Source organism: Variovorax boronicumulans, assembly GCF_029892485.1.
Classification (GTDB): domain Bacteria; phylum Pseudomonadota; class Gammaproteobacteria; order Burkholderiales; family Burkholderiaceae_C; genus Variovorax; species Variovorax boronicumulans_B.
This window is the reverse complement of the sequence record NZ_JARXVG010000001.1, coordinates 368,113-380,611: the sequence shown is the minus strand read 5'-3', so window position 1 is coordinate 380,611 and position 12,499 is coordinate 368,113. Positions and strand designations below refer to the sequence as shown.

Below are 12,499 nucleotides of genomic sequence, written 5' to 3'. Positions count from 1 at the left end.
CGCTGTCCTCGCAAGAGACGACAGCGTGCCGTTTTCAAATCCAGCACCACATTCCGGGCGCAAAAATGACAACTCCAGAACCCTCGGTCTCGCCGCCAGATACAGCGGCCCAAGCAGCGGCGGTTTGGCCGCAAACCCTCGTAGGCGCAGGCGTCCTGCTGACCGGCCTCGCGCTGGCCTTCGGCGCCATCGGCATTTCTTCCGAAGCCGGCTACGGCGGCGTCGGCCCCAACTTCCTGCCCTGGATGGTGTCCGTGGTGCTCGTGCTCTGCGGCGCCTGGATCCTCTGGGAAGCGCGCACCGGCGGCTTTCGCGAACTCGATCCGCCCACGGGCGCCGACCGCGCCTACTGGCCCGGTTTCGTCTGGGTCTCGGCGGGCTTGCTGCTCAACGCGGCGCTCATCACCACCCTGGGCTTCATCCTCAGTTGCACGCTGTGCTACCTGCTGGCCGTGCAGGGCCTGCGCCGCGCGAGCGGGCAGGCCGGCGTGAATTCGCCGCGCACCTTCGCCATCGACTTCGTCACCGGCGCGCTCATTGCCGCCCCGGTGTTCTGGATGTTCACGCAGTTCCTGGCCATCAGCCTGCCGGGCCTCACAACGACCGGGTGGCTCTGACATGGAGATCTTCAACGCACTCATGGCGGGTTTCGCCACGGCGATCACCCCGATCAATCTGCTCTGGTGCCTGGTCGGCTGTGCCCTGGGCACGGCCGTGGGCGTGCTGCCCGGCATCGGCCCGGCGGTGGCGGTGGCCATGCTGCTGCCGATCACCGGCAAGGTCGACATCACGGCCTCGATGATCTTCTTCTCGGGCATCTACTACGGCGCCATGTACGGCGGCTCGACCACGTCCATCCTGCTCAACACGCCCGGCGAAACCGCCAGCATGGTGACCGCGATGGAGGGCAACAAGATGGCCAAGAGCGGCCGGGCGGGCGCGGCGCTTGCCACCGCGGCCATCGGCTCCTTCGTGGCCGGCACCATCGCCACCGTCATCGTCACGCTATTCGCGCCCTTCGTGGCCGAGTTCGCGGTCAAGCTCGGGCCGCCCGAGTATTTCCTCTTGATGCTGCTGGCCTTCACCACGGTGAGCGCGGTGCTCGGCAAGAGCACGCTGCGCGGCATGACGGCGCTGTTCGTGGGTCTTGCGGCCGGCTGCGTGGGCCTGGACCAGATCTCCGGCCAGGGCCGCTACACCGGCGGCGTGCCCGAGCTGCTGGACGGCATCGAGATCGTGCTGGTCGCGGTCGGCCTGTTCGCCGTGGCCGAGGTGCTCTATGCGGTGCTCTACGAAGGCAAGGTCACCGAGGGCCAGAACAAGCTCAGCCGCGTGCACATGACCAAGCGCGACTGGAAGCGTTCGATCCCTGCGTGGCTGCGCGGCACCGCCATCGGCACGCCCTTCGGCTGCATCCCGGCCGGCGGCACCGAGATCCCGACCTTCCTGAGCTACGCGATGGAAAAGAAGCTCGCCAAGGACAAGGACGCCAAGGCCGAGTTCGGCACCACCGGCGCCATCGAAGGCGTGGCCGGCCCCGAGGCCGCCAACAACGCCACGGTGACGGCCGCGCTGATTCCGCTGCTCACGCTCGGCATCCCGACCTCGAACACCACCGCCATCCTGCTGGGCGCGTTCCAGAACTACGGCATCCAGCCGGGCCCGCAGCTCTTCACCACGTCGGCCGCGCTGGTGTGGGCGCTGATCGCCTCGCTCTACATCGGCAACGTGATGCTGCTGGTGCTGAACCTGCCGATGGTGGGCCTGTGGGTCAAGCTGTTGAAGATCCCCAAGCCGCAGCTCTATGCCGGCATCCTGATCTTTGCGACGGTCGGTGCCTACGGCATGCGCCAGAGCGCGTTCGACCTGTTCCTGCTCTACGCCATCGGCCTGCTCGGTGTGGTGATGCGGCGCTTCGATTTCCCGACGGCCCCCGTGGTGGTCGGCATGATCCTCGGGCCTCTGGCCGAGGCGCAGCTTCGCAATGCCATGTCCATCGGCGAGGGCAGCGCGGTGGTGTTCTTCCAGCGCCCGATGTCGATCACGCTGGTGATCATCGTGGTGGCCGTGCTGGTGCTGCCGCGCCTGGCCAAGCGCATGAGCGAGCGCAAGTTGAAGCGGCTGGCGCAGCTGGACGCCTGACGCGCTTTCGCTTTCTTCGTCATCTTTCCCGAAATGCCGCGGCGCCCAGGCCCCGCGGCATTTTTCTTTCCGGCCGCCTGCGAGGCAGGGCCGGACAGGCCACCGTTGGCGCACCACGGTGACCGTTCGCGCCATGTCCGATGCATTTCGTCGCAAGCCGGATGCGCCGCGCCGCATGCGTTCCTAGAGTCCCGCACCAGAAGACGCCGTTGTCTTCACCGGCCGGAACACCACCAAAGGAACTCACCATGGAACGCCGTCATTTCGCCCGCTCGATCCTTGCTGCCGTGGGTGCCGTCGCACTCGGTGCCAACGCCGTGGAAACAGGCCCGCAGGCATCCGCGGGCGAGTCGCCCGCAGCTGCCGCCCCCGGCCTGAAGCCTTTTCTCTTCGAGAAGGACGAGACCTTCTGGTACGAGACCCTGCGCTCCTTCGGCCACATCGCCTACGGCGGCGCTGATTTCGGCGAGGTGGTGATGACCGCCCAGCGCATCCGCGGCGGCGACTACGACAGCTGGCACGACGAATGGTGCCTCACCGCCGACCGTGTGGCCGCGGAGGCGCAGCAAAGCCTGGCCGCCGGTCACCACGTCAGCGCACGCGATGCGTTCTTCCGCGCTTCCAACTACTACCGCAGCGCGGAGTTCTTCCTGCACGGCAACCCGGCCGACCCGCGCATCAACGCAGCCTACGACCGCAGCGTCGAGTGCTTCCGCGCGGCCGTGCGGCTCGCCGACGGCGCGATCGAGCCGGTGCGCATCCGCTACGAGGGCACGAGCCTGCCGGGCTATTTCTATCGCGCCGCCGGCAAGGGCGCAAAGCGTCGCCCGACCGTGGTCATGCACAACGGCTTCGACGGCTCGGTCGAAGAGATGCACTACGTCGCCGCCGCCGCGCTGGCCGAGCGCGGCTACAACGTGCTGAGCTTCGACGGCCCCGGCCAGCCGGCCCTATGCACCGCGAAGGCCTGGTGCTGCGCCCCGACTGGGAGCGGGTGGTCGGGCCGGTGCTCGACCATGTGCTCGTGCGGCCCGATGTCGATGCGCAGCGCGTTGCGCTGCTGGGCAACAGCCTGGGCGGCGTGCTGGCGCCGCGCGCGGCGGCGTTCGAGCCGCGCATTCGCGCACTGATTGCGCTGGACGGCATCTACGACATGGGCGTGAAGACGCTTCCCATGTTCGGCGGCCAGCGCGAGGTGGCCCGCCGCGTGCTCACGGCGCCTTCAGCGCCGGACATCGACAAGGCGCTCGCGCAGATGGCCGCACACGACGCGCAGGCGCGCTGGGCCTTCGGCCATGGCGCCTGGGTCACCGGCAAGGGCACGGCGCGCGGTTATCTCTCGACGCTGCTGGACTACCACGTGGCCGACGGCGTGGCCGAGCGCATCCAGTGCCCGACGCTGGTGTGCGCTGCCGCCAACGACATGTTCTTCAAGGGCCAGCCCGAGATGCTGTATGCGCACCTGACATGCCCGAAGACCTTTCTCGCACTCGACGACACGCTGGGTGCCGGTGCGCATTGCCATGCGGGGGCGCAGCGCCTGGCGATGGCCCGCATCGGCGACTGGCTCGATACGACTTTTGCTGTTTGAGGTATTGCTCCCTCTCCCGCTTGCGGGAGAGGGCGGGGTGAGGGCTGCGGCATTCACTCGGGCGCCGCGCCTTGTCGTAGGCACACACCCTCACCCTAACCCTCTCCCGCAAGCGGGAGAGGGGACAACACAAAGTCAGGACGCGGGCCGCGGCGTCTCGACCAGGTCGTCGTCGATGTGCGGATCGGCCGGCTGCCCGCGCAGCCTGCGCACGGTGCGCTTGATCCAGTGCTCGATGTCGTCCACGTAGGTGAACACCGCGGGCACCACCAGCAGGCTCAGCACGGTCGAGGTGATCAGCCCGCCGATCACCGCCATCGCCATCGGCGAGCGGAAGCTGGAGTCGGCGGCGCCGAAGCCCACGGCGATCGGCAGCATGCCGGCGCCCATGGCGAGCGTGGTCATGATGATGGGCCGCGCCCGCTTGTGGCAGGCATCGCGCAGCGCGTCCCAGCGGCTCATGCCGTGGTCGCGGCGCGCCACGATGGCGTACTCGACCAGAAGAATCGAGTTCTTCGTTGCGATGCCCATGAGCATGATGAGCCCGATCAGCGACGGCATCGAGAGCGCCTTCTGCCCGATCAAGAGGCCCACAAAGGCGCCGCCGAGCGCGAGCGGCAGCGCGCACAGGATGGTCACCGGGTGCAGGAAGTCCTTGAACAGCAGCACCAGCACGATGTAGATGCACAGCACGCCGGTCAGCATCGCGAGGCCGAAGCTTGCGAAGAGCTCGGTCATGACTTCGGCGTCGCCCACCTCGGTCACGCGCACGCCGGGCGGCAGTTGCTGGATCGAGGGGAGGTTCATCACCGCGGTCTTCGCATCGCCCAGGCCCACGCTGGAGAGTTCGATCTCGAAGTTGACGTTGCGCGAGCGGTCGTAGCGGTCGATCACGGCCGGGCCGCCTTCCATGGTGAGCGAGGCCACCTGGTTCAGCATGACGGGGCCGCGCGCACCGGGCACCGAGAGGCGCCCGAGCAGATCGAGGTCCTTGCGCGCCGAGTCTTCCAGCTTCACCACGATCGGCACCTGCCGCTGCGCGAGGTTGAGCTTGGCGAGCGACTGGTCGTAGTCGCCCAGCGTGGCCACGCGCAGCGTCTCGGCAATGGCGGCACTGGTCACGCCCAGGTCTGCAGCGCGCGCGAAGTCGGGGCGCACGGCGATCTCGGGGCGGATCAGGCTCGCGGTGGAGGTGATGTTGCCCAGGCCCGCGATGGTGCGCAGGTCCTTCTCGACCGCGCTGGCGGCGGTTGCCAATGCCACGGGGTCTTCGCCGGTGAGCGCCAGGATGTACTTCTCGCCCGAGCCGCCCAGGCCCACGGTGCTGCGCACGCCGGGCAGGGTTTCGAGGGCGGTGCGGATCTGGTTCTCGATCACCTGCTTTCTCGGCCGGTCGCCGCGCGGGTCCAGCTTGATGGTGAGCGTGGCCTTGCGCGTCTCGGGCGTGCCGAAGCTGGCGAAGGGGTCGCCGCCCGCGCTGCCGCCGGCCACCGTGGTGTAGACGCTCTTGACGTGCGCGATCTTCATCACGCGGTTGCGCGTTTCCTCCGCGGCCGCGGTGGTCTGCGCGAGCGTGGAGCCGGGCGCGAGCGAGAGGTACACCTGCGTCTGCGAGTTGTCGTCCGCCGGAATGAAGCCGGTCTTGAGCAGCGGGATCATCGCCAGCGAACCGAAGAAGAAGAGGGTGGCCATCACCATCGTCTTGAAGCGGTTGTGCGTGCTCCATTCCACGGCGCGCATGTACCAGCGCAGCCAGCCGGGCTCTTTTTCTTCGCCGACGATGGGCTTGAGGATGTAGGCCGCCATCATCGGCGTGAGCACCCGCGCGACCACCAGCGATGCGAACACCGCGAGCGAGGCCGTCCAGCCGAACTGCTTGAAGAACTTGCCGGCCACGCCGCTCATGAAGGCCGTGGGCAGGAACACCGCGATCAGCGTGAAGGTGGTGGCGATCACGGCCAGGCCGATTTCGTCGGCGGCCTCCATCGCCGCCTGGAACGGCGTCTTGCCCATGCGCAAGTGCCGCACGATGTTCTCGACCTCCACGATCGCATCGTCCACCAGTATCCCGACCACCAGCGAGAGCGCGAGCAGCGAAATGACGTTGACCGAGAAGCCCAGCAGGTACATGCCGATGAAGGCCGGAATCACCGACATCGGCAGCGCCACGGCCGAGACGAAGGTCGCGCGCCAGTCGCGCAGGAACAGCCACACCACGATCACCGCGAGGATGGCGCCTTCGTACAGCAGGTGCAGCGAGCCGTTGTATTCCTCTTCCACCGGGTCGACGAAGTTGAAGGCTTCGGTCAGCTCGATGTCGGGGCGTTGCGCGCGCATGTCGGCCAGCGCCTTCTGCACCGCATGGCCCACTTCCACTTCACTCGCGCCGCGGCTGCGGGCCACTTCGAAGCCCACCACCGGCTTGCCGTTGAGGAGGGCGCCCGAGCGCGGCTCGGCGATGGTGTCGCTGATGCGCGCCACCTGGTCCAGTCGCACGCGGCGGCCGTCGGACAGCACGATCTGGATGTCGGCCAACTGGTCGGCCGACTGCACCGTGGCGAGCGTGCGCACCGGCTGCTCGCTACCGCCCAGGTCGAAACGGCCACCGGCGCTTTCCACCTGCACCTGGCGCAGCTGGCGCGAGATGTCGCCGGCCGAGGCGCCCAGCGCCTGCAGCTTGCTCGGGTCCAGGTCGATGTGCACCTGGCGCGTGACGCCGCCCACGCGGTTCACCGCGCCCACGCCGGGCAGCGCGAGCAGCTTCTTGGTGATGTCGTTGTCCACGTACCAGCTGAGCGCCTCGGCGTCCATCTGCGACGAGGCGATGGTGAAGGCCAGCACCGGCTGGCCCGCGAGGTCGAGCTTGGTGACCACCGGGTCGCGCACGTCGGCCGGCAAGTCGGCGCGCACGCGCTGCACCGCGGAGCGCACGTCGTCCACGGCTTCCTGCACGGGCTTCTCGAGGCGGAACTCGACGATCAGCGTGGCGGCGCCGTCCTGCACCTTGGTGGTGATGTGCTTCAAGCCCTGCACGGTGGCGATGGAGTTCTCGAGCTTGCGCGCGACGTCGGTTTCCAGCTGCGAAGGCGCGGCACCGGGCAGCAACGCCGAGACCGTGACGGTCGGCAGGTCGATGTCCGGAAAGTTCTGCACCTTCATCGCGTTGAACGACAGCAGCCCACCGAAGGTGAGCAGCACGAACAGCATCACCGCCGGAATCGGGTTGCGTATGGACCAGGCGGAAACGTTCATGGGCGTGTCCTTGTTTGTCTTACTTGGCAACCGCGGCGGAGGCCGCGGATTTCGCCGGCTGGGCCGCTGCAGCCGGTGGCGTTGCCGCCACCACGCGCACCAGGTCGCCGTCGTTCAGGAAGCCCGCGCCCTGCACGACGACCTGTGCGCCTTCGGGCAGCGCGCTGGTGATCTCGATGCGGTCGTCCAGGCGGCGGCCGGTCTGCACCTTGCGCTGCACGACGCGGTTGTCGGGCTGCAGCACGAACACGTTGTTGAAGCCGTCGCGCGGAACGATCGAGGCCTGCGGCACCGTGGGCGCCGAACTGCGGCCGAGTTCGAAGTCGCCGCGCGCGAACATTCCGGCCTTCACGCCCGTGTTCTGCAGCACCGTGGGCAGGTCGACGTAGACCAGCGCCGCGCGCGTCTGCGGATCGACCGTCGGCGCAATGCTGCGCACCTTGCCGCGCACCTGCGCACCGCTGGCGCTGACCACGAAGGCGGGCGTTCCGACCGCGATGCGGGCGAGTTCGGCCGAGGTGACTTCGGCGCGCCATTCGAGGCGGCCCTGGCGGATCAGGCGGAACAGCTCGGTGCCGGCCGAGACCACGCTGCCCACCGTGGCGGTGCGCGCGGAGATCACGCCGTCGTCCGGCGCCAGCACCTGCGTGTTGCGTCCGCGCACCTGCTGCGCGGCCAGCACGGCCTCGGCGGCCTCGACGCGCGCCTTGGCGGTCTGCTCGGTGGTCTGGTACTGGTTGATCTGCTGCTGGCTGAGGGCGCCAGTGGCCTGCAGCGTGCGGGCGCGCGCGGCGTTGCCGGCGGCGTCGGCCGCGGTGGCGCGGGCTTCGGCCAGCGAGGCGCGCGACTGCGCGATGTCGGCCTGCACCGTCTCGGGCGAGAAGACCGCGAGCACCTGGCCCTTTTTGACCACGTCGCCCACGTTCACGCGCACCTCGGCGAGTCTCAGGCCGTTGGACTCGGAGCCGACCACGGCCTCCTGCCAGGCGGCGACGTTGCCGTTGGCCGAGAGCGTGACGGTCAGCTCGGTGGCTTCGGGCTTGGCGACGGTGACGGTGAGCGCGGGCTTGGGCGCCGGCGCGCCGTCCTTGGCCTTCGCGGCTGCCGCCGCCTGCTCGGCAGGCGTGCCCGAGGGCTTGCGCACGAGCCACACGGCCGCAACGGCGACGATGACGAGCGCCAGCAGCGCGATGACGAGGGTGGAACGCTTCATTGTTTTCATGGTGACGTCGCAACCGTAGAGGTCGAGGAAGAGGTCATTGACGAGGACGCTGACGATTCAGGCCGGTTCCAGCCGCCGCCCATCGAGCGGTACAGCGACACCCAGGCTTCGGCGCGTTCGCGCTGCAGCGTGACGCGCGCGGTCTGCGCGGTGAACAGGGTGCGGCGCGAATCCTCCAGCTCGAACAGGCTGGCGAGGCCGCTGCTGTAGCGCGCCTGCGTGGCGTCGAAGGAGGCCTGGTAGTTCTTCACCGCGCTGTCGGCGTCGGTGGTGCGGGCGTCGGTCGCGTCGAGGTTGACCAGCGCTTCCTCGACCTCGCGCACCGCCTGCCGTACGTTCGCGCGGTAGAGCGACACGGCCTCGGTGTAGCGCGCCTTGGCCGCATCGGTGTTGGCCTTGCGGGCGCCGCCATCGAGCAGCGGCACGGTGAGCGACACCGGCCCGACCGTCCAGGTGTCCAGCGACTCGCGAAAGCCGCTGGTGCGGATCTGCATGCGGCCGATGGAGCCCGAGAGCGTGAGCTTGGGATAGCGCTCGGCCTCGGCCGAGCCCACGTCGGCGCTGGCCGATGCCACGGCGAGTTCGGCCGCATACACGTCGGGCCGTTGCGACAGCGCCGCTGCCGGCACGCTCTCGATGCTGCCCATCACCATCAGCGCGCGCTGCGTGTGCGAGACGGCGAGCTTCTGCGCAAGCGTGGGTTCGTCGATGCCGCTGAGCGCCACCAGCGCCTTGCGCTGCACCGCGCACTGGGCGCGCTGCTGCGTGAGGCGGCCCGAGGCGTCGGAGGCGCTGGCGCGGGCGAGGGCCGCATCGGCCGGCGCGGTGAAGCCTGCACCCGCCGAGAGGTCGGTGAGGCGCGAGGTTTCGCTGCGCGACTTGGCGTCGGACTCGGACACGCGCAACTGCTGCCGGCAGGCGCGCTCGGCGAAATAGGCGTTGGCGGTTTCGGCCGCGACGGCCACGCGTGCGTCGTGCCACTTGGCGGTGGCGCTGTCGAGCTTCTGCTGGGCCGAATCGCGGTCGGCGCGCAGGCGGCCGAAGAGATCGATCTCCCACTTCGATTGAATGCCGGCCTGCAGCGTGGTGAGCGGTGCGGCGGCGGCGGCACTGCTGCTGCTGCTGCTCGACGACGAGCCCGTGCCACCCCCGCTGAAGGAAGAGCCCGAGACGCCGCGGCTCGCCGACACCGTACCGTCCAGGCTGGGCAGCAGCGCCGCGCCGGCCTGCACGCGCGTGGAACGCGCCTCGGCCACGCGCGCCGCGGCGCTCGCAAGGTTGGGGCTGGCGGCTTCGGCCGCGGCGATGAGTTCGACCAGCAGCGGGTCGTCGAGCTGGCGCCACCAGTCGGCCAGCGATGCGAGCGAGCCGCCGTGGGGCAAGGGCGCATTCCATTGCGCGGGAAACGGCGCCTGGACCGTGGCCGGCGGGCGCGTCAGGCCGCAGCCCGCGAGGCCCAGGCCCAGCGGGAGGCAGAGGGTGGCGATCAGTCGGAGTCGTCTCATGGCTTCTTTCTCGCGGCGCGCGCGGGCGCGGTTTTCTCGTCGTCGGCCAGGGCCTCGCGGCGCGCGGCTTCGGCCTGCACGAGCGCCATGGCGTAAACGGTGAGGCGGGCGGCCCAGGTGTCGATGCTGCGCGGCGTGCGCAGCAGCGAGGGGCGCACGGCCTCGATGAAATCCTGGTTCACGTAGAGCTGCATCGACAGCCCCGTGATCGCGAAGGTCAGGCGGTGGATGTCGTCGTCGGCGCGCTCCAGCTTCAGGTGGCGGCACAGCACCTCGGCAATGGCCCGGTGCGGGCCCTTGATGTCGCGCTCGATCTCCTTGGCCCACTGGCTCGTGGGCTCCAGCATCTCGCGCATGTGCAGCTGGATGCATTGCCGCACGATCTCGCCCTGCTTGAGCGGCTCGATCACCGAGGTGAAGCAGGTGCGCAGCGCCTCTTCGAGCGTGAGGTCGGGCGTGTGGAACAGCGCCACCAGGTCGTCGGAGTCGCCGCCCATCGGCTCGGTGAAACAGGCGCCGTACAGGCCGTTCTTGTCGCTGAAGTAGTAGCTGATGGCCGAGATGTTGACCCCGGCTTCGCGGGCGATCTCGCGCGTGGAGGTCTTGGCGAACCCCTTCTGCGCAAAGAGCCGCAGCGCGGTGTGCAGGAGGCGATGGCGTGCCTCGGCGCCGTCGGCGCGCGGCGCTCGGCGCGGCGTGGCAGTGATGGGGTCCCTCGCGTTCATGCCCGGCATTAGACCATGCGGGAAATCAAACGATTGATTTACTTAAGCATTACTGAAGGCTTTTGTCTTCGACCGGATCGAGGGCATTTCCGGTGCGCCACCGAGGTCCGGTTGGCCGCGGTTCGCTGCACAGTACGATCCGCCCATGCCCGCCGCACCAGCCGCTCCTTTCGCCTTGCCCCCTGCATTGCCCCTCGATGCCGAGGGCATCCTCGCGCTCGCCGCGCGCTCGATGTTCCATTTGTTCTCCAGCATCAGCCAGGGCATGTTCCTGGTGGACAGCAGCGGACGCATCGTGTGGGTCAACGAGGGCTACCGGCGCTTTTTGCCGGCACTGGGCTTCTCCTCCATCGACCAGTTCCAGGGCCACATGGTCGAGGACGTGATCCCCAACACGCAGATGCGGCGCGTGCTCGAGACCGGCGAGCCGATCCTGGTGGACCTGTTGACCAACAAGGCGGGCACCTTCGTGGTCAGCCGCATTCCGCTGCGCGCGGAGAGCGATGGCCCCGAGGGCGGCGCGGGCGACGTGATCGGTGCCATCGGCATCGTGCTGTTCGACCAGCCCGAGACCACGCTGCAGCCGCTCATCAGCAAGTTCGCGCTGCTGCAGCGCGACCTCGACGATGCGCGGCGAGAGCTTGCGAGCCAGCGCAACAACCCGCTGTACCAGCATGCGCCCGACGGTCAGCGACGCTCCAAATACACCTTCGCGAGCTTCATCGGCAGCAGTCCGGCTGCGGTCGAGGTGAAGCGCCATGCGCGCCGCGCGGCGCAGTCGACCAGCCCGGTGCTGCTGCTGGGCGAAACGGGCACCGGCAAGGAACTGCTCGCGCATGCGATCCATGCGTCGTCAGCGCGCGCCAAGGGCATGTTCGTCAGCGTCAACATCGCGGCCGTGCCCGACACGCTGCTCGAAGCCGAGTTCTTCGGCTTCGCGCCCGGCGCCTTCACCGGCGCCGACAGGCGAGGGCGCGAAGGCAAGTTCAAGCTGGCCGACGGCGGCAGCCTCTTCCTCGACGAAATCGGCGACATGCCGCTCGGCCTGCAGGCCAAGCTGCTGCGCGCATTGCAGGAGGGCGAGATCGAACCGCTCGGCTCCAACAAGCTCGTGCCCTTCGATGCGCGCGTGATCGCCGCCACCTCGCGCGACCTGCCCGAACTGGTGCGCCGCGGCCTGTTTCGCGAAGACCTCTATTACCGCCTCAACGTGCTGCCGCTGCGCGTGCCGCCGCTGCGCGAACGGCGCAGCGACATCCCCGCGCTCGTCGAGGCGCTCGGCGAAGACATGGCGCTGCGCAGTGGCGAGGCGCCGCCCGAACTCACGCCCGATGCGCTCGCGCTGCTCGCGGGCCAGCACTGGCGCGGCAACATCCGCGAATTGCGCAACGTGCTGGAGCAGGTGACCATGCGCAGCGATTCGCAGCGCATCGATGCCGTGCAGCTCGAACGCATCCTGCGGGAAGCCGGGCTGGATCAGATCGAGCTGCCCGATCTGTCGCACGTGGGCGGCGATGAAGAAGCGGCGCTGCTGCGGCCGCTGGCGCAGCAGGTGGCCGAACTGGAGCAGAGGGCGATTGCCGCCGCAATGGCATCGACGGGCGGCAACAAGCTTGCGACGTCTCGGCTGCTGGGCATTTCGCGCGCCACCTTGTACGAGCGCATGACGAATCAGGGGCGGTCATGAGCGTCCAAGCCCTGCGCTCCACCTTCGGCCCCAACTGCCACTGGTGCGGCCTTCCCGTGGATTTCGATGAGCCGCACGGCCGGCCCGAATCCGCGACCATCGAACACCTGATCGACTCCACCCTGGGCGGCGTGCGCACGCAGAAGCATCGCCGCCTTGCCCACGCGATCTGCAACCACACGCGCAATGAATTCCGGATGCAGGCCGAACGCGAATTCCAGCGCTGGATCGCAGAGCGCAAAGCTCTTGGTAAACCCTGACTGATAAAAAGACAGTTGCCTGAAATAAATACACAACAAGTGTTCTGAAATCAGGCGCCAAGGGCTTCTTCCCAATGAAGAAACCTTTGTTATCAATGGTTTGGATGCGTGGCAC

General features: G+C 68.6%; 10 protein-coding genes. 6 read left to right on the top strand and 4 right to left on the bottom strand.

The window, feature by feature from the left end; genetic code table 11:
* The first annotated feature begins 65 nt into the window (after window positions 1-65).
* The 4 genes from M2282_RS01810 (at window position 66) to M2282_RS01795 (ending at window position 3,733) form a co-directional block, all read left to right on the top strand.
* Window positions 66-617 (top strand): tripartite tricarboxylate transporter TctB family protein, encoded by a 552-nt coding sequence (locus M2282_RS01810; protein WP_280807079.1) that lies wholly within the window; start codon window positions 66-68, stop codon window positions 615-617.
* A 1-nt stretch (window position 618) separates the two neighbouring features.
* The gene (locus M2282_RS01805) at window positions 619-2,142 is read left to right on the top strand and encodes a tripartite tricarboxylate transporter permease (protein ID WP_280807078.1); all 1,524 of its coding nucleotides are present in this window, start codon (window positions 619-621) and stop codon (window positions 2,140-2,142) included.
* Between the two features lie 248 nt (window positions 2,143-2,390).
* Window positions 2,391-3,272 (top strand): alpha/beta hydrolase family protein, encoded by an 882-nt coding sequence (locus tag M2282_RS01800; RefSeq protein WP_280807077.1) that lies wholly within the window; start codon window positions 2,391-2,393, stop codon window positions 3,270-3,272.
* On the top strand, window positions 3,167-3,733 hold the full coding sequence (locus M2282_RS01795; protein WP_280807076.1) for an alpha/beta hydrolase family protein: 567 nt from the start codon (window positions 3,167-3,169) through the stop codon (window positions 3,731-3,733). The genes M2282_RS01800 and M2282_RS01795 overlap by 106 nt, the downstream gene beginning before the upstream one ends.
* Before the next feature lie 135 nt (window positions 3,734-3,868).
* Here the strand turns inward: M2282_RS01795 and M2282_RS01790 are convergent, their stop codons facing one another.
* From M2282_RS01790 to M2282_RS01775, 4 genes are read right to left on the bottom strand one after another with little or no spacing between them, the layout of a single operon-like run.
* Entirely contained in the window at window positions 3,869-6,985 is a 3,117-nt protein-coding gene (locus M2282_RS01790; protein WP_280807075.1) for an efflux RND transporter permease subunit, read from the bottom strand.
* 19 nt (window positions 6,986-7,004) lie between these two features.
* A complete protein-coding gene (locus M2282_RS01785; RefSeq protein WP_280807074.1) occupies window positions 7,005-8,207 on the bottom strand; it encodes an efflux RND transporter periplasmic adaptor subunit in 1,203 nt (400 codons plus the stop codon).
* Window positions 8,204-9,712 carry an efflux transporter outer membrane subunit gene (locus M2282_RS01780; RefSeq protein ID WP_280807073.1) on the bottom strand — a complete coding sequence of 503 codons (1,509 nt, stop codon included), beginning with the start codon at window positions 9,710-9,712 and terminating at the stop codon, window positions 8,204-8,206. Before M2282_RS01780 ends, M2282_RS01785 begins: the two co-directional genes overlap by 4 nt.
* Window positions 9,709-10,446 carry a TetR/AcrR family transcriptional regulator gene (locus M2282_RS01775; RefSeq protein ID WP_280807072.1) on the bottom strand — a complete coding sequence of 246 codons (738 nt, stop codon included), beginning with the start codon at window positions 10,444-10,446 and terminating at the stop codon, window positions 9,709-9,711. The genes M2282_RS01780 and M2282_RS01775 overlap by 4 nt, the downstream gene beginning before the upstream one ends.
* Before the next feature lie 136 nt (window positions 10,447-10,582).
* On the opposite strand from M2282_RS01775, the gene M2282_RS01770 reads away from it, so the two are divergent.
* Together M2282_RS01770 and M2282_RS01765 are read left to right on the top strand one after the other, a co-directional pair.
* The gene (locus tag M2282_RS01770) at window positions 10,583-12,124 is read left to right on the top strand and encodes a sigma-54 interaction domain-containing protein (RefSeq protein WP_280807071.1); all 1,542 of its coding nucleotides are present in this window, start codon (window positions 10,583-10,585) and stop codon (window positions 12,122-12,124) included.
* Window positions 12,121-12,384 (top strand): hypothetical protein, encoded by a 264-nt coding sequence (locus M2282_RS01765; RefSeq protein ID WP_280807070.1) that lies wholly within the window; start codon window positions 12,121-12,123, stop codon window positions 12,382-12,384. Before M2282_RS01770 ends, M2282_RS01765 begins: the two co-directional genes overlap by 4 nt.
* Window positions 12,385-12,499: the final 115 nt, after the last annotated feature.